Source organism: Mesorhizobium sp. M1399 (genome assembly GCF_040317735.1).
Classification (GTDB): Bacteria; Pseudomonadota; Alphaproteobacteria; order Rhizobiales; family Rhizobiaceae; genus Mesorhizobium.
Genome location: NZ_JAMYKZ010000003.1, coordinates 299840 through 317404 on the forward strand (window position 1 = coordinate 299840; position 17565 = coordinate 317404).

Annotated in this window: 16 protein-coding genes; 8 read left to right on the top strand and 8 right to left on the bottom strand. The window is 60.3% G+C overall.

All coding sequences use genetic code 11. The features are described from left to right. The first annotated feature begins 89 nt into the window (after window positions 1-89). Together pyrG and NKH05_RS06315 are read left to right on the top strand one after the other, a co-directional pair. The gene (gene pyrG, locus NKH05_RS06310) at window positions 90-1718 is read left to right on the top strand and encodes a CTP synthase (RefSeq protein ID WP_352448839.1); all 1629 of its coding nucleotides are present in this window, start codon (window positions 90-92) and stop codon (window positions 1716-1718) included. Between the two features lie 11 nt (window positions 1719-1729). Then, the gene (locus NKH05_RS06315) at window positions 1730-2269 is read left to right on the top strand and encodes a DUF1697 domain-containing protein (protein ID WP_023717705.1); all 540 of its coding nucleotides are present in this window, start codon (window positions 1730-1732) and stop codon (window positions 2267-2269) included. A gap of 30 nt (window positions 2270-2299) precedes the next feature. On the opposite strand, the gene NKH05_RS06320 is transcribed toward NKH05_RS06315, so the two are convergent. From NKH05_RS06320 to NKH05_RS06340, 5 genes are all read right to left on the bottom strand, one after another. Continuing rightward, the gene (locus NKH05_RS06320; protein ID WP_352494608.1) at window positions 2300-3757 is read right to left on the bottom strand and encodes an NCS1 family nucleobase:cation symporter-1; all 1458 of its coding nucleotides are present in this window, start codon (window positions 3755-3757) and stop codon (window positions 2300-2302) included. A 128-nt stretch (window positions 3758-3885) separates the two neighbouring features. Further along, a complete protein-coding gene (gene otsB / locus NKH05_RS06325; protein ID WP_353025142.1) occupies window positions 3886-4728 on the bottom strand; it encodes a trehalose-phosphatase in 843 nt (280 codons plus the stop codon). Beyond that, window positions 4725-6506, bottom strand: coding sequence for an alpha,alpha-trehalose-phosphate synthase (UDP-forming) (locus NKH05_RS06330; protein ID WP_352482652.1), 1782 nt, complete (start codon window positions 6504-6506; stop codon window positions 4725-4727). Before NKH05_RS06330 ends, otsB begins: the two co-directional genes overlap by 4 nt. Before the next feature lie 175 nt (window positions 6507-6681). Next, window positions 6682-8844 (bottom strand): amylo-alpha-1,6-glucosidase, encoded by a 2163-nt coding sequence (locus NKH05_RS06335; RefSeq protein ID WP_352494610.1) that lies wholly within the window; start codon window positions 8842-8844, stop codon window positions 6682-6684. Between the two features lie 48 nt (window positions 8845-8892). Beyond that, on the bottom strand, window positions 8893-9954 hold the full coding sequence (locus tag NKH05_RS06340; protein ID WP_352855916.1) for a glycosyltransferase family 4 protein: 1062 nt from the start codon (window positions 9952-9954) through the stop codon (window positions 8893-8895). Between NKH05_RS06340 and NKH05_RS33085 the strand changes: the two genes are divergently transcribed. Beyond that, complete coding sequence (locus tag NKH05_RS33085) at window positions 9940-10476, top strand: DUF982 domain-containing protein (RefSeq protein WP_502897796.1); 537 nt, start codon at window positions 9940-9942, stop codon at window positions 10474-10476. The genes NKH05_RS06340 and NKH05_RS33085 overlap by 15 nt on opposite strands. Window positions 10477-10512: 36 nt before the next feature. Here NKH05_RS33085 and NKH05_RS06350 read toward each other — a convergent pair whose 3' ends face one another. Continuing rightward, window positions 10513-11826 carry a methyltransferase family protein gene (locus tag NKH05_RS06350; RefSeq protein WP_352716624.1) on the bottom strand — a complete coding sequence of 438 codons (1314 nt, stop codon included), beginning with the start codon at window positions 11824-11826 and terminating at the stop codon, window positions 10513-10515. Between the two features lie 32 nt (window positions 11827-11858). On the opposite strand from NKH05_RS06350, the gene NKH05_RS06355 reads away from it, so the two are divergent. The 5 genes from NKH05_RS06355 (at window position 11859) to NKH05_RS06375 (ending at window position 15073) form a co-directional block, all read left to right on the top strand. Beyond that, window positions 11859-12323 carry a hypothetical protein gene (locus NKH05_RS06355; protein WP_353025143.1) on the top strand — a complete coding sequence of 155 codons (465 nt, stop codon included), beginning with the start codon at window positions 11859-11861 and terminating at the stop codon, window positions 12321-12323. A 390-nt stretch (window positions 12324-12713) separates the two neighbouring features. Then, window positions 12714-12875, top strand: coding sequence for a hypothetical protein (locus NKH05_RS06360; protein ID WP_023717698.1), 162 nt, complete (start codon window positions 12714-12716; stop codon window positions 12873-12875). Between the two features lie 266 nt (window positions 12876-13141). Further along, a complete protein-coding gene (locus tag NKH05_RS06365) occupies window positions 13142-13366 on the top strand; it encodes a hypothetical protein (RefSeq protein ID WP_023717697.1) in 225 nt (74 codons plus the stop codon). Between the two features lie 37 nt (window positions 13367-13403). After that, complete coding sequence (locus tag NKH05_RS33090; protein ID WP_023717696.1) at window positions 13404-13658, top strand: DUF6894 family protein; 255 nt, start codon at window positions 13404-13406, stop codon at window positions 13656-13658. A 677-nt stretch (window positions 13659-14335) separates the two neighbouring features. Beyond that, a complete protein-coding gene (locus tag NKH05_RS06375; protein WP_352790180.1) occupies window positions 14336-15073 on the top strand; it encodes a TylF/MycF/NovP-related O-methyltransferase in 738 nt (245 codons plus the stop codon). A gap of 83 nt (window positions 15074-15156) precedes the next feature. On the opposite strand, the gene NKH05_RS06380 is transcribed toward NKH05_RS06375, so the two are convergent. Both NKH05_RS06380 and NKH05_RS06385 read right to left on the bottom strand, forming a co-directional pair. Beyond that, window positions 15157-16092 carry a GSCFA domain-containing protein gene (locus tag NKH05_RS06380; RefSeq protein WP_353025144.1) on the bottom strand — a complete coding sequence of 312 codons (936 nt, stop codon included), beginning with the start codon at window positions 16090-16092 and terminating at the stop codon, window positions 15157-15159. Window positions 16093-16681: 589 nt separating this feature from the next. Further along, entirely contained in the window at window positions 16682-17494 is an 813-nt protein-coding gene (locus NKH05_RS06385; RefSeq protein WP_352587179.1) for an SGNH/GDSL hydrolase family protein, read from the bottom strand. Window positions 17495-17565: the final 71 nt, after the last annotated feature.

The window sequence follows — 17565 nt, forward strand, 5'->3', positions numbered from 1 at the left end:
CAATGACCAGAGCGCCTTCTTGGGAAAAAGCCTTCGCGGCGGTTTTTTCTCTGGCGGAATCAATTCGGCCGCGTTAAGCGATGACTCCCATGGCGCGATATGTATTCATCACAGGCGGCGTGGTTTCCTCACTTGGAAAAGGCATTGCTGCAGCGGCCCTTGGGGCTCTCTTGCAGGCGCGGGGCTATCGCGCACGCATCAAAAAGCTCGATCCCTATCTCAATGTCGATCCCGGCACGATGTCGCCCTACCAGCACGGCGAAGTCTTCGTGACCGACGACGGCGCCGAGACCGATCTCGATCTTGGCCATTATGAGCGCTTCACAGGCCGCTCGGCCAACCAGCAGGACAACATCACCACCGGCCGCATCTACAAGAACATCATCGAGCGCGAGCGGCGCGGCGACTATCTTGGCGCCACCGTGCAGGTCATTCCGCACGTCACCGACGAGATCAAGAACTTCGTCCTCAACGGCAATGACGACTACGATTTCGTGCTGTGCGAGATCGGTGGCACCGTCGGCGACATCGAGGCGATGCCGTTCCTGGAGGCGATCCGCCAGCTCGGTAACGACCTGCCGCGCAACAACGCCGTCTACGTCCACCTGACTTTGATGCCTTACATTCCGACGGCGGGCGAACTGAAGACCAAGCCGACACAGCATTCGGTCAAGGAGTTGCGCGGCATCGGCATTGCGCCTGATATCCTGCTGGTCCGCGCCGACCGGCCGATCCCCAAGGAAGAGCGCAGAAAACTGTCGCTGTTCTGCAACGTGCGAGAAAGCGCCGTCATCCAGGCGCTCGACGTGCCGCATATCTACGACGTGCCGATGGCCTATCACAATGAAGGGCTGGATTCGGAAGTGCTGGCCGCCTTCGGCATCGATCCGGCGCCGAAGCCGCGCATGGAACGATGGCAAGCGGTGTCCAACCGCATCCACAATCCGGAAGGCGAGGTGACTATCGCCGTCGTCGGCAAATATACCGGCCTCAAGGATGCCTACAAATCGCTGATCGAGGCGCTGTCGCATGGCGGCCTCGCCAACCGGGTCAAGGTCAAGCTCGACTGGATCGAAAGCGAGATATTCGAGAAGGAAGACCCGGCGCCGTGGCTGGAAAAGGTCCATGGCATTCTCGTCCCCGGCGGTTTTGGCGAGCGCGGCTCGGAGGGCAAGATCCTGGCGGCGAAGTTCGCGCGCGAGCGCAAGGTGCCATATTTCGGCATCTGCTTCGGCATGCAGATGGCCTGCATCGAGGCGGCTCGTTCGCTGGCCGGCGTCGAGCACGCATCATCGACCGAGTTCGGTCCAACCGAGGAGCCGGTCGTCGGCTTGATGACCGAATGGCTGAAGGGCAACATGCTGGAAAAGCGCAGGGAAACCGGCGACCTCGGCGGCACCATGCGGCTCGGTGCCTACCAGGCCGACCTCGCCAAGGGATCGAAGATCGCCGAGATCTATGGCGATACGCAGATTTCCGAACGCCATCGCCACCGCTATGAGGTCAATGTCGACTACAAGGAGCGGCTCGAGGATTGCGGCCTGGTGTTTGCCGGCATGTCGCCGGATGGCGTGCTGCCGGAAACGGTCGAATATCCCGACCATCCCTGGTTCATCGGCGTGCAGTATCATCCCGAGTTGAAAAGCCGGCCGCTCGATCCGCACCCGCTGTTTGCCAGCTTCATCGAGGCGGCGGTAGAGCAGTCGCGGCTGGTCTAGATTAGCCGCCGATGCGAACTTACGTCGCGCTGCTCTACAGCATCATCCTGGGCGAGGGGCGGCGGGTCGTCATGTCCGATCTCAAGGCGATGGCCGAAGGCCTGGGCCTGAACAACCCGCGCACACTGGTGGCGACCGGCAATCTGGTCTTCGAGGCGCAGGAGACAGAACTCGCGGCGTTGGAGCAGCGGCTGGAGGCGGCGTTCGCAAAGACTTTTGGCCGCCATGTCGACATCATCGTGCGCCGCGCCGACGGCTGGCTGAGGCTGGCGGCCGGCAATCCGTTCCCAGCCGAATCGGCTAAAGCCGCGGACCAGGTGGCGGTGCGCGTGATGCGGGCGCCTGTTTCCCCCGATGCGGTCTCTGCGCTGCAGGCCTATATCGGCAGGAATGAAAAGCTGCAGGCGGTCGGCGGCGACATCTGGATCGTCTTTTCGCGCGAGACGCCGAGTTCGCGGCTGCTTGCGGCGGTGAGCCACAAACGCCTCGGCATCGGCACGTCGCGCAACTGGAACACCGTGCGCCGCCTGGCCGAGATGGTCGCAGAATGAACGGGGCGGCTTGCGCCGCCCCGAATCCGTTTAGGCCTTGGCCATCTTGGCCCAGGCGCCGAGTGCCATCGTACGCAGCACGTAATAGATGACGCCGGCAATTGCCACGCCGAAAAACCAGCCATAGACGCCCCACCAGGACGGCAGCAGGCTGGTGAAGTTGGGCAGGATCGACGAGAAGACCGCGCCAATACCGGCGGCGATGAAGGCATTGACATGCCAGCCGCCCTGGAAGCGGAATTCGCCATTCTCCCTGTAGAGCGCCTCGACATCGACCTCGCCCTTCCGGATCAGGTAGTAGTCGACCATCATCACGCCGAAGATCGGCCCCATCGTCGCGCCAATGATGTTGACGAAGGAGGCGGCACTGCCTTCCCAGGGCGCGAAGGGATAGAGCACCAGCGCGATCAGCGCCGCGATGTAGCCGCCCTTCTTGAAGTCGATCTGACGTGGAAAGACGTTGGAGAAGTCGAAGGCCGGCGACACGAAGTTTGCCACCACATTGATGCCAAGCGTCGCTACGGCAAAGGTCAGGGCCGCGAGCGCCGCCAGGAACCAGCTGTCGAATTTCGCCGAGATCTGGTCAGGATGCAGCAGCACCTCGCCATAGACGTCGAAGGCGGCGATCGTGGTGACGCCGGCGACCAGCGAGAACAGGATGAGATTGACCGGCAGGCCCCAGATGTTGCCCTTGCGCAGCGATGCCTTGTCCGGCGCATAACGGGCGAAATCGCAGAAGTTGAGGTAGAGCGCTGAGAAATAGGTCACCCAGATCGCCGCTACAGCAAACAGCGAGGTCCAGGAGCCCGGCGTGCCCGGCACGCCCGCGTCCTTGGTCTTTTCCAGCAGCACATCCATCGGGATGTCGCTGGTGAAGGCGAAGGTGCCTGCCTTGATGCAAAGATAGATCGCCAGGATCAGCATCATCACCCACACCGCCGGTCCGGCCCAATCCTGGAAGCGGCGCACCGTTTCCATGCCCCTCTGGATGATCAGGAGCTGCAGCGCCCAGATGACGGCGAAGCAGATCACCTCGAGCCCGGAGTGGCCGAGGAAATGTGTGCTCTGGTTGAAGTCGGCGAACCATTGCGAGCGGATCAGCAGGGCTACGATCGCGCCGGAGGCCGCCGCCGTCTGCGCGCCGTACCAGAAGCAGGCGACGATGGCACGCACCAGCGCCGGTATGTTGGCGCCCCAGATGCCGAAGGAGGCGCGCGCCAGGACCGGGTAGGGCACCCCGGTCTTCACGCCGGCATAGCCGACCATGTTCATCAACGCATAGATGATCAGCGAACCGATACCGATGGCGATGATGAAGTTGACGAAGCCGCCGCAGAACAGGAACAGGCTGGCAGCGAGATAGTAGCCCCACAGGCTGTGGACGTCCGACGTCCAGACGTTGAAGATCGAGAACGGTCCCCAGTTTCGAACCTTCGCCGGAGCGAGATCCTCATTGTACAGGTCCGGTGATGCGCCTTGTATGGTCATAGAGATGTCCTCCCCTTGTTACCGCACGCGCCTCCACGCGTGGCACGCAGGTTAAGCCTGACGCAGGGGAACCGGCAAGCAGACGATCTGCCGGCTTTGGGCTTAAAGATATTCAATGAGAAACGCGCTTATCGACCGGACGCTGCCGTGGCTGCGATATTGAGCTTCGCCCTTGATTCGGTCTCTGCCTTGTTGTCGGCCGGTCGAGCACCGGAGACCGGCGAGACTTCGAAATTGGCCCCGAGCCAGGCTATTGCGCCGGTCACGCCATCGAGGACATAGGTTGCGGCCGTCGGTCCGTTCGGCTTCACGCGGATCGAGATGCCGCCAATTTCGTTGATGGCCTCGAAACCGTGTTCGTCCGATGTGTCGTCTCCGAGGAATATCGGCCGCCGGCCGACAAAGGGCGGAATGTCCATGAAACGCCGGATGGCAGCACCTTTGACGGCTTCCAGAGGCATGAGCTCGACGCCGGCGTTTCCGGGAAGCGCCCGATAACCCTTCGGAAGCCGGGCCAATGCCTGTTCGATCAACTGGATTGCCGGCGCAAGCAGTTGCGGCGCTGCTCTTGTATGGACGGCAAGGACCGGACCCTTGCGCTCGACATAGACCTTGCCGCTGCCCAGTTCGGCCTCGATCTCGTCGGCAAGGGCGGCGATGTCGGCAGGCGCGTCGGCGGCATCGATCGGACCCGTCGGCGTCAGCCGGTGCTCCAGCCCATAGAGGCCGGCGATCCTCAGCTTCAGCGGGTGGAACAGCTTGTCCACAGCGGGGATCGAGCGGCCGGTGATGAAGGCGACCGCACCATCCAGCCGCTGCTCGATGTGCCCAAGCAGATTGCGCAATTCCTCGCCGACCGACACCGCGTCGGGATGGGCAGCGTGTTCCAGCAGGGTTCCGTCGATGTCGAGGAAGAGCGCCCATTGCCCTTCCGGCAGGTCCGGCGCCGGCGGTTGTTCAAAGCTTTTCACGACGCTGCCTTCCGTGCCCGCTCGAACATCGAGATGACGTTGTTGGTGTTCGACGGCGGGCGCTCGCCAGTTCCGGTCACCCTGTCGAGATCGCCGCGTTTGCGCAGGCGCGCGGCATCCAGCAACATGCTGCCGGCCCAGCGGTAGACATTATTGTCGCGGACCATCTCGCGCATCGGCCGCAAACGCTCGCGCTGCTCTTCCGGCGTCATCGTCAGCGCCTGCAACAGCGCCTCGCTCATCATGGCTGCGTCGTAGGGGTTGACGATCAGTGCCTCCAGCAATTCGCGCGAGGCGCCGGCGAAGGTGCTGAGCAAAAGCACGCCCTGTTCGTCGTCGCGCGCCGCGACGAATTCCTTGGCGACAAGGTTCATGCCGTCATGCAGGCTGGTGACCATGCAGATGTCGGCGGCGCGATAGACCTCGTAGACCTGCTCCTGCCGATGATGTTCGGCGACCATCAGGATAGGGCTGTATGTCTCGCTGCCATAGCGCCGGTTGAGCTCCTCGGCACAGCGGCGGCATTCGTCATGGAGTTGCTGGTAGGCCGGCAATGTCCCCCGGCTCGGCGCCGCGATCTGCAGGAAAACCACCTTGCCTATCCATTCGGGATATCTGGTGAACAATTCGTCCAAGGCATGGAAGCGATCGAGAATGCCTTTCGTGTAGTCGAGGCGCTCGACGCCAACGCATAGTTTGGTCTCCGCAGACAGGCCGAATCTATCGCGGACACGGGCGCGGCACTCCTCGACAGACGGCAAACTTGCCAGCAATTGGGCCGGCCATTCTATGGAAATGGGATAGGCGTGGACCAACGTGGTCTGTCCGCCATAGGAGATCGCCGCGTCGGCCCGTTCTATGCGGCTCTCCAGAAAGCGGTCGACACTTTCGGTGAAGTTGTTGGCATGGAACTGGGTATGAAAGCCGATGATCGAACTGCCGAGCAATCCCTCCAGGATCCGCTCACGCCACGGACAGATGCTGAACACTTCCGAATTGGGCCACGGGATGTGCCAGAAGGTGATGATGATGGCGTCCGGCAGGCGCTGGCGGATCATGCGCGGCAGCAGCGCGAAGTGGTAGTCCTGCACCAGCACGATCGGCCGCTCGTTGCGTGCTTCGGCAACCACCGTATCGGCGAACTTGCGGTTGACGGCCTCGTAGGCGTCCCAGTCCGAGGCGCGAAAGATCGGGCGGGTGAAGGCGATATGGCAAAGCGGCCATAGGCCCTCATTGGCGAAGCCCAGATAATAGCCCTGATATTCCTCCTCCGTCAGCCAGACCCTGCGCAGCGTGTAGGACGGATTGCCTGGCGGCACTTGCACCCGGTCGTCCTTGTCGACCGTGAGACGGTCTGCCGTTCCGCCGCCATAGGCGATCCAGGTTCCGGCACAGGCGCGAGTGATGGGCTCGAGTGCCGAAACCAGCCCGCTGGCCGGCACCAGAAGTTGGACCCCGTCATCCTTGATGTTGTGGATGTAAGGTTCGCGGTTGGACACGACGATGACCTGTGCGTCCGGCAGGTCGTCGGCCAGGATCTTACGCAATGTGTCGGGCGACCATGTGACCAGCGCCGCGTCGGCCGACTGGCCGTTCTTTTCGAACTCGCGCAGCACCTTGCGTGCCGCTTCCGATGCGACATCCTCGCTCGGCGTGTATGCGGCCGCCGTTGCGCGGCCGCGGCGCTGGCGGGATATCGATAGGAGAATGGCAAAAGCGGAAAAGCCAAAACTTGCAATCAGCAAAACCCAGAGCAGGTCTACAGTATAATCTGACATGGAATGTGATCTCGCCTCCGGCCGCCGATAGCCGTTTTTATTGGTTTTTCTGGTTCGCTGCCGTGCGACAACAACAGTTCCCACGCCGCCCATTTTTGCAACGCACAAAGAGGCTATCGGTTCCGGACGATTGCGGTGCCGCGCGTCGTTTTCGATGCGCCGCTGCGAGGCGGCGTCAGGTGCGCACGATGAGCGGTACCATCCCCTCATACCGATCGGCGAGAAAGGCGACGACCCGATCGCCGACACGCTGGAATGTGAGGTCGACCACCGCCGAGCCGACACCCAGATGCCGCAGTGTCAGCGTGTCGATGCCGATCGGCAGCCTCGGGCGGGTGACCCGGATTTCACCGTCCCAGCCATCGATTTCCAGGCCAAGGCAGGCCTGCATCAACATGAAGGCCGATCCCGCCGACCAGGCCTGCGGCAGGCACGCGACGGGATAGGCGATCGGCGCTTCGCCCGGCGACCTGGTAAAACCGCAGAACAGTTCCGGCAGCCGCATGTTGAAATGGACAGCCGACTCGAACGTGCCGCTCATCAGCCGCACCACGCTGTCGCGTACGCCATAACGTGCCAGGCCGGCACCGCACATGGCAGTGTCGTGCGGCCAGATCGAACCGTTGTGGTAAGACATGGGATTGAAGAATATCGCATCGTCGGCCAGCGTCCTGACGCCCCAACCCGAGTGGAACGACGCCGAGAGCAGCTGATCGGCGACCAACTGCGCCCGTTCCGGCTCGGGCAGCCCGACATAGAGGAGATGGCCGGCATTCGACGTCCGTACCTTGCAGACCTCGCCGGCACCGTCGATCGCCATGGCGTAGAAATTGAGATCGTCCATCCAGAAATGGCGTTCGACCGCGGTGCGCGTGGTTTCGGCGCGTTCGTCCCAATGATCGGCCTTGTCGTCCTCGCCACGGCGGCGGGCGAGCGCTGCCAGCCCACGGAACGCGGCAAAGACATAGCCTTGCACCTCCACCAGGGCGATCGGCCCCTTGGGCATGCGGCCATCGGCATGGAAGACCGAATCGAAGCTGTCTTTCCAGCCCTGGTTGGCGAGGCCGGACTCGGCGCCGCGCTGATAGGTAACGAACCCGGTCGCGCGGCTTATCTCTTCGGTCCATTCGGCCGCAGCACAGAGCGATGGCCACAGGCTGTCGATGAACGCCATGTCGCCGGTACGATCCGCATAGGCACAAGCGAGATGAATGTAGAGCGGCGTGGTGTCGACACCGCCGTAATAGCGGCCAAACGGGAGCTCCCGCAGTGCCGCCATCTCGCCCTTGCGGGTCTCGTGCATGATCTTGCCCGGCTGCGAATCGCTGAACGGCGACGTTTCGGTTGCCTGATGCTGGGCGAGAAAGGCGAGCACGCCGCGCGCCAGCCCGGGATTCAACCACAGCATCTGCAGTGCGGAGATCACCCCGTCGCGGCCAAACGCCGTCGAGAACCAGGGTATGCCGGCATAGGGGTAAGGTCCGGTTGCAAGCTCGGTGGTCAGCAACGCCACGTCCGCGCGCGCGCGCTCGATCCAGTCGTTGAAGACGCGGCCAGAGCTGTGCACCGTCGCGCCGTGGCGGCGTTTGGCGCGCATGCCGAAGCGAGCGCGGGCGGCGGCAGCCCGAAAACGGTCGCGGTCGGGTGTCTCCGCCACTTCCGGGCCGACTTCGATATAGAGGACCTCGCTGCTGCGCTTAGTCACCGCAATCAGGAAATCCGCACGGTTGGTGGTCAAATTGTCCGGGGCTTGCGAGAACGAGATCGCCGACAGGCGCACAAGCTGGTCCAGCCCGTCATATCGAAGCACCACGGACGTCGGACTGGTCTCGGCGGCATGGGCTATCCCGCGCTTGGGCCGGGTCGAGCCGCGCACCTCGAACATGTCACGGAAATCTGCTGCGAAATGCAAGGAAACCCGAATGGCCGACGATTCCTGGCTGTAGTTGGAAAGGGTGATGCGCTCGAACAGCCGGTCCTGCCAAAGCAGCCTGACGCGTTCTATGTGGATCGCGCCCTGCGGAATATCCCGGCCACCGACACTCTGAATCGGCAGATTGGTCAGGTTCGAGGTGAAAAGCACATTGTCCTGGCTGAGCGATGCGCCGAGCAGCGACATTTGCCGGCCACCGACCGTCAACCGAAATTCCGAAAGCACACGCGTGTCGTCTCGGAAAAAGCCGTCGCCGGCGCCGCGGATGTCGCCATAGGCGTCGGCCACCGCGAAGCAGTCGCCTTGCTTGAGGGCGAACAGCCGGTGCGGCTCCCGAGGCGCGACCTCGTCGAGAGAGGCAAGGGCTACGGCGGGATCAAGCTTACGCTCGTCGAGTTGATTCATTCGTCACAAACTCTGTCGTTTCGTTCTCAACTTCCACAATGACGCCGATCAGGACGCTCTCGCTTCACCGGGAGCACCGATCAGGTGCGCATAGGCTGCCACATAGTCGTGGGCCATTCTCGTGGCAGAAAAACGGTTCTCGAATACGGCTCTCACCTGACGCCTGTCGAGGCGTAGCAATTCCGGTATCGAGGCGACCGCAGCGTCGACTGTATCGACAAGGAAACCGGTCACGCCGTGGTCGATGATCTCCGGCAGGGCACCGCAATTCCAGGCGATTACCGGCGTGCCGCAGGCCATCGCCTCTATCGCGGCAAGGCCGAACGGCTCCGGCCAATCGATCGGAAACAGCAGGCCGGCCGCCTTGCCGAGGAATTCCGCCTTTCCGTCCTCTTCGATCTCACCGATATAGTCGACACGGTCGCCGTCGATCAGCGGCTCGACAGTGTCGTGGAAAAACGCGCGGTCGTCATCGCCGATCTTTGCGGCAAGCTTCAGTTTCAGCCCGGAGCGCAAGGCGATCTCGATGGCACGATCGGGGCGCTTGTCGCGCGACAGCCGGCCCAGGAACGCCAGATACGGCTCGTCCGCATCCGTCTCGAAAGTCGGCTCGTAGATATCGATCGGCAGCCCGTGATGGATGGTCGCCAGCCAATTGGCCTTGGCGAGCCCGGCTCTCTGGCTGCGGGAAATCGAGATCATCGGAAAGCGCGGAAAACGTTCGTAGGCCGGCGCCAGATCGACATAGTCGAGCCTGCCATGCGGTGTTGTCACCGTCCGGTCGGGCATGTGTTCGAAGAAAGGAAAATGCAGGAAGTGGCTGAGATGGAAGTGGATGACGTCGAACTGCTGCGCACGGTTCCTCACCTCGGCAAGCATAGAGAGATGTGCCGCGGTTTCGGATTTGTGGGGGCGCGGATCGAGACGCAGCGCACGCTCGCGACACGCCACCAATTTCGCCGACGTTTTGGTATCGCCGCTGGCGAACAGGGTCACGTCATGGCCAAGCTCGACCAATCCTTCGGTCAGATAGGAGACGATGCGCTCCGTCCCTCCATAGAACCGGGGTGGCACGGATTCATGGAGCGGCGCCACATGGGCTATTCTCATGTTTTGGCATTTCCCTCAAAAAGACTGCTTGTGGGATCGAAATGCATCAGTCGCGCTAACGTTCCCGTACAACGGCAAGATGTCGCGCAATTGGGACTGCCGGAGCTTGCCGTCCAGCCAACATTTTTCATGGCAAGCCTCTTTTGCCGGGAACCAAAGGGCCAGTTCGCGAGTTTAGTGGGGTTCGATCGCACGCATCCGGTCGACGGGGAGGAAATGATGGACCGCTTGCAATTCTTTTCGCCCGTGCGGATTTTGCGCGGACAGGGACAGCCTGTGGAGGAGATCGACAGCGTTGCCGAAGCGATGGCATTCCTGCGAAAATGGCCGGCCGGGCGGCGCGGGCCGGTTTACCAATGTGCGGTGAATTGCTGTGCTGCGGCCGTGGCCGGCCGGATGTCGGCCGAGGAAGCGAGAAAGGCTTTTGCCGGCTTCGCCCGGATCACCCGCCTGCTCGAGGGCGATCGGCCGTTGCCGGTGAGCGGCGAGGATCGGCATCGCGCGGATGCGCTGCGACGATAGCGCCAGCTGCCGCTAACCCTCAAAACAAGATATCATTCAGCCGGAACGCCCGATCGGCGACCGACTCGCTTTCGCGAACAGTCGTTTGAACTGGGCTACAGCACCGTTCTCGGCGATGTAATCGCAATAGGCGGCGTAATCGGGGTCGCGTGACAGATGGCGTTCCTCGGTGATGGCGCGAAGTGCATAGACGGCGTTGAGCCCGAGCAGGATGGCGGAGTGCCGCAGCGCTTCAGCGGGTCCCGTAGCGGTGAGGAAAGGGACCGAGACCAGCCACCAGGAGAGGTTTTTCGAAACATAGGCGGGGTGCTTGATCCAGCGATACGGTCCGCAGGTGATGATTCCGCGGTTGGTGAGATTGGAAAATCTCAGGCCAAAGCTCACGGTGGACCAGACAAAAATCAAGACGCAGAAGACGATCGCCGATCCCCAGAAAACCTGGAGCGCCGGTGTGGGCATCACCGCCGTCCAGTTGGCGCCCGTTTCGTAATTCAGGTAGGCACGGGTGGCGGCATTCATGGGTTCATAACAGGCAAGACAAACCAGCCAGCCGAACACAGTGGGCTCGACGGTGCGGATATGGTTGTCGAGGACGCGCAGCGTGAAAATGTAGCCGACGACCGCGACAAGGACGTCCACCATGAACAGGAGATCGATTGCAAAAGCGTGCCAGCGCATGATGTCGAATTGATACGGTTGTTCCAGTCCGGCCAGGATCGAACCTAGCGCGGAGCACAGATAGACGAACATCAGCGGCAGGAAGAAGCCTTTGACGATCCAGCCCCGCACATGCTGGCGTATCTGCTCAGTCCTTTGCGGCACTGCGCCGCCGAGGACGAATGCACCGATTTCGGCATATGAATCTTCCGGATCGGTTTGCCGGCGATCGACATAAGCAACATAAAACGGCGCGGTGACGAGCAGCGCCGGCAAGGTGTCGTAGAGAGCTGCCCAGTAGGGGGCGTAAAACTCACGCCGGTATTCCGGCAATATCCAGTAGACTGCGGCAATCGTCGTGAGCGTGACGATGAAGCCGATGAGTTTGCGCATGACGCGCTCGACTTCAAGCGCTCGCATCGGCTTTGCCTGCAATCCCGTTGAACGCCTTCGAAACGTCTGGAAATAGGCCGTGTCGACCGCGATCATCGCTGCCGCGGTAGCTGCAATGACAGTCATGGCCTGCAAATGCACAGGCCAGCTTCTGTCGACGAGCACCCCGACGGCCAGCGCAAGACCAAGCAGTCCTGCAAGGCCGGTGAGGGGCGCGGTCGCGGATTTCGGTTGGAGCGTCAAGCTACTACTCCCGTTGTCGTGAGGGTTTGATCGTCGTGGGCGGCCGGCACGGGTCACGTGGTGTGCCCACCCGCCGCCGCTGGAGCCACTTGAGCAGCTGCTACACTCCACCGCTGCCGTTGGATCCGCCGCTGCTTGTTCCGTCATTGCCGCCGCTTGAACCACTGCTGCCACTCGAACCACTGCTGCCGCTGGATCCGCTGCTGCCGCTTGAACCACTGGTGCCGCTCGAGCCGCTGCTGCCACTCGAACCACTGCTGCCGCTCGAACTGCTGCTACCACTCGAACCACTGCTGCCGCTTGAGCCGCTGCTGCCGCTTGAACCACTGGTGCCGCTCGAGCCGCTGCTGCCGCTTGAGCCGCTGCTGCCACTCGAACCACTGCTGCCGCTCGAGCCGCTGCTGCCGCTTGAGCTGCTGGTGCCGCTCGAACCACTACTGCCGCCTGAACTGCTGGTGCCGCTCGAACCGCCGATGGGCCCCTTGTTGACGTTGCGCGGGGAGGGATGGTTGTTAGCGCCCTCGCTTACATTTTCGCAGGTGCACTTGCGCTGATATTTGGTGCCGAAAGCACTGCGTTCATTGCTCGCCTTCTGGCAGACCACCCTATGGCAAATCAAAGTCGCTTCGGTTGTCTCGGGGGTAAGGCCTGTGATGACTATTGCGGTTGTCGTGGCCGCCATGCCCATGATTGTGAACCGGAGTAAATTCCGAAAATTTTGCATAGATACCTCGCTTTCTGACGCCTCGCTTCTCGGGCTTTCGCCCAAGCTTCCTCATTGTCGAGCGGGTGTTTGCAACAAGGCCGCATAAGGATCGCTTACGCCTCAGCGGTCGGGCTCAGGGGCGGCGTAAAAACGTTGGACAAAGCGCAGACAATGGTGCCGCATTGCGGTATTTCGATCAGAAAAAGACCAAAGATGCGCTTTTCGGGGGAAACAGATAATGTCGAAACGGCTTAGACTGGTGTTGGGAACGGCCGGCGCAATTGCCGTCGCCATCGTCTGGGGGATCATCGCCACGTCGATGGGGCTGCCATCGATCCTGATAACCGTAGGAGCGGTCGCGATCGGCGCCGGCATCTACAGCTATCAAAGCCGGAGCTGATCCGGCATCCGGCGACGGCGGCTTAGCCAAAAAATCCCACAGTCCCGGACTGCCCGCGGCAATGTTCAGTGTACGAAAATTACCAACGGCAGCGTCCTGTGGAACGTGTGGCCTCTCGAAGCTATTGTGGTGGCGGTCCGAGACACCCCCGCCTCGGGCCGTTGGCTCACCCAGCCGAGTGGTCCGCTGCTACCCAATGGCGGCGGACCGTTCACCCGCAAGACGGACCCCGGAAGACGGACATTGTGCCGAATCGAGGGAGAACCATGGTCGTTGACGAGATTGCAGCGCGGCGCCTGAAAATTCTGATCGAGCAATATATCGAGACCAGGAAGAGGCGCCACGATGAGGTTTCTACCGCAGCGGCTGAGATCGCCATCAGGGCTGTCATGCCGAATTGCCCGGTCTCCGGAAAAGCCTTGGACGACATGATTGCGGCATGTGCGTTCGAACATGGGCTGGGGGTGCTGTTCGATCGACCTGACGCATGAAGGCTAAAATTAGATAAACCGACCAACCGGAACCGGCATGCCGAGATATTTTTTTCACTTCCGAAACAATGACGGCCGCTTGACGGAAGATTTCGAGGGTCAGGAGTTGGACGGTTTGTCCGCGGCTCAGGATAACGCCATGGCTTCGGCCAAGGAAATCCTGGCCGAGGGCCTGCTCAGCGGCAGCCCGGTCCTGACAGGTCTTTCCTTCGAAATCTGCGACGAGAACCGGAAGCTGCTATTCCGATTTCCCTTCTCGGAAGCTGCCGAAAAGGCTGGCACTCGACCGTGATTGGCCAAAGGCCCGCGATGCGGGCGAGCTTTGTCGAGCCTGGCTGAAAAACCGCATGTCGCGGCAAGGCGGTCGTTGGCGCAAATCAGCACCATAAGCAAATTAGTAGCATAGCTGCCGGCACAAAGCAAGAACAAACATGGCTTGCCTTGCCGACAGGGGAACTATTTATGCTCCCGTTTGTCGGCCCAGGGCTACCGTAGCGTTCCAGGATCTCGAGGGCAGGGGACTGACCAAGGCGAGCGCGGCGAGACTGATCCGCGATCGCGACGGCCTGATCTCCCTGGTCGCCGAGTTGGGCTCTCTGACGCTCCAGGCGCGACGAGGGCGCCTGACACTTTCGACGCACATCTGCTGCGGGCATTGCCCTGCTGTGCGCAAATATGTGATGAGGAGGTGCCGCGCCATCGTTGCGGCGCGCAGATTAAGCCGGGCAGTGTGCTAACTTCCGCTGGCAATCGACCAATTTCCGGACCGGCCTGGTATGTGACCGTGATCTTGAGTCGCAGTGCATGGGAGTTCCATTCCCGATCTTGGCTTATTACGTGCACCGGAAGCGCTTCGTTGCGGGATAAGGCCATGTCCTTCAGTCGGAACTCGACGTCATTTCGCGTCTGATGACGGCAGAGTTTCTCTCTGCCGTCATCAGAACACATACCGAATGCTGGAGGATACAGGTGAAATTGAGAGACGCGGCACTTGCTGTTTTTTCAAACAAACGCCGAGGCGTGGCTTGGTATAAGATCGCTCAGAAGAAGGCGGACAGATACGGCTTCTATGTCTATTCCAGCCATATGGTCTGGAAGGACCAGCCATTTTTCCGCAAGGCACTGCAGCGGGTCAAAAACATCCGCGGGATTCCAGATCCGCGAGCTTTTGTCCTGCAAAGCTGCCTACGATCGATCGAGCGGATCGACGGCGATGTGGCCGAATGCGGCGTAAGGCAAGGCCGGTCGACGATATTCATGCTGATGAGCGATCTTCGGCCACGGCACTATCACCTTTTCGACTCGTTCGCCGGCCTCTCGGAACCGACCGCAGAGGATCGCAAGCGAAACGGCCAAACGCCGTGGAAGTCCGGCGATCTCAGCACTGACGAGAGGGTAGCCAGAGAGAATATTTCGGACTTCGGCAACACAACTTTTCATGTGGGATGGATACCGGAAACTTTTCCCAGCGTAGCCGACCGGCGTTTCGCCCTGGTCCATATTGACGTCGATCTATACGAGCCGACGCGTGACGCGCTTGCCTTCTTCTACGATCGGGTGTGCGCACATGGCATCATCATATGCGATGACTACGGCTCCGCGCTCTGTCCTGGAGCCCGAAAGGCCTTTGACCAATTCTTCGAAAACCGCCCGGAAGGCATTATCGAACTTCCAACGGGGCAGGCGATTGTCATAAAGGCAGGCTAGTCCTGAATGGTTGCGGCGGCTCTCCATCGGATGAAGCGAGGACGTCACCGAATGCCGCGATAGAGATCGGCAGGGCATGGGTATCAATTCTCGCTTGATGGCACCTGCGACGGACCAAAATAGGCATTGAAGAACTGCTCAACGATCTCGTCGACGACTGAGTTCTTTACGTGCCGCAAGTCCTCTCTGTAGCTACGAGCGAGGCCTCCATAGGTGACAAGCTCGAACGAGGGAAGATAATGGACATTGTCCCGTTCCCGGCAGACTTGACCAAGCACGGCGCGAAGAACGGATTTGCCTTCAGTGCTCGCGGTGACGACATCCGCGTCCTGAAATGTGCGCGCCAATGCAACCGGTGAGACCGTGAGAATTATCGGCGCATCGGGTTTGCGTTCACGGACCATGTCCACGGCAGCCATCACGTTGGCGTAGTTTTCCTGAAAGCTGCTGACGTGAAGCGTTGTTTCCTGCATTCCGCCGCCGCCGAGATAGAGCGGCTTCTGCGCTGCTGCTTTGCCACTGGCCTTGTTGATGAAGACCTCGGTCATTCCAAAGGTGAATATGAATGCCGTGGCGGCATCGAAGCCAGCTCGCATCTCCCGGTTTACGCTCCCGATCACCTCTTTGAGAACTTCCGGAGATTTGGCGAAAATACCGCGCCGATACGGGTCCTGAAAGCTGGCCGAGCCCCAAGGGACGCGTTTCTTGACCTGCCACCAGTCGTCGTCTGCCTGATCCCACACGCCAAGCATTTGCTCGAGCTGGAGGCGAACAGTGAAAGTGTTGTAGAAGTTCATATGTTCCTGCCGAGGCAGCTCATCTACAATGGCCTCCGCGGGGTCGAAGCTGATATTTCCGTAGGACGGGACGCATGCGATGCGTCTGTTTGTCAACGCGCGTCGAATTTCCTGCGCAAAGCAACTCCCCATCGTGAAGAATATATCGTCAGAAGTTAATACGGGGTTTTTGCGTATAGTAATGGCGCCAGAGCTTACAAAGTCGCCATACTTCGCGTTCAATTTATCCGACGCCGTCAGACGGACGGGTTTGGCGTATCCGAGTCGATTGCGTATCCGAAGGTACCTTCGTTTAACTCGCTCCAGAAATGGCACAGTCGCTCCATAGTGGTCACAGCTGGCCCCAACCGCAATGCCGGACATGTAGTCCGCTTCGCGGCTAGCTGCAATCAGAAGGATTCAAGATTGACTATTCGAACGACGTCAGACCTCAGATGCGGTTCTTTTGGCGCATGTTGTCGCGGCGCAGTCTGGTCCCGCTTCACGCTTCATTGAGGCGTCTGTCGGGCTGTCCGCTGACCCCGACAGTTGTGCAGAAATCGCCTTTGGTGGATCGGCAACGCAACATGAGCCGCGCCCTTGGGACCGGGGGATCTCTCTCGCGCACGTCTGGCGTAACCCAAGGCAGACCGAGGGATTAGGGCCTACCAGAGAGGGTAATTGTCCTCCGGCTCAGCTTCCTCGTCAGCTTTTCCTCGTTTTTTTATGACCATCCGCACCAATGCTATTGCGGCTACAACCAGCAAAGCAGCGGATGTCCAAAAAAATATACTATTCATGGAAAACATTCATAGTTTTTCTCTCGTATACGTCAGTATATTAGAGGTTTCTCTTTGGAAAAGTTCAGAAGACCCTGTTCCATAATCGCGTTGGCAACAATCCTGGCAGCGGAATCCGCTCCCTTCTCGGTGAAATGCACCTCGTCGTAATAATTTCTATCCAAAGTCTCGCTGCGTTGGCAAAGGTAAGGCAACGATCCATGGAGATCAACGACCGAGGCGCCGGTTCGCTTGGCTATGTCTTCCACAATGCGTCTGTGTTCCCAAACCGCGTTTGCAGCGGGATCGTTTGGGTCTTCCTGCCGATAATTGGGGTTTACGAAGAGAACCGAGGCTCCGGCTGCCTTTGCGAGGACGACCAGTGCACTAAAGTTCGCACGAAACGCGTCTGGTGGATTGTGCGCAATGTGCTTCGAATTTCGACGTCCATCGCCTCGACGTCGAACAATGTTCCCGACATACGCGGTCGCCAGATTTTGCCGTCTTTTGAACCAACCCGAAAGCCCGCCACCTGACGGTGGCTCGAACCAGGAGCAGGAATACTGGTTGTAGTCTCGAGACAGTCCTTCCAGTCGCCGAGGATGAACATCATTGTGGGTATAGTAGTATACGATAAGATTAGGTGACAATGGTGCTACGTGGAAAAGAAGTCTCAAAACGTTCTCGACCGAGGTATATCCGCCAACTCCTGCGTTGACGATGTCAATTTCGACTCCCGGTTTCAGATCCCTCAGGTATTCGCCCAGCCGGTGCGGATAAGTACGGCTATCGTCTTCTATTCCGGTACAATAAGTAGACGATTCTCCCATACAGACAACTCTTAGACATTGCTCCGGCTTCGGCATGGCGGTTTCCGGGCCCCGGAAGCCCAGGCTATTGTGTCTCGATCTGCCGTTGCCCGAGTGCCACACAGGAT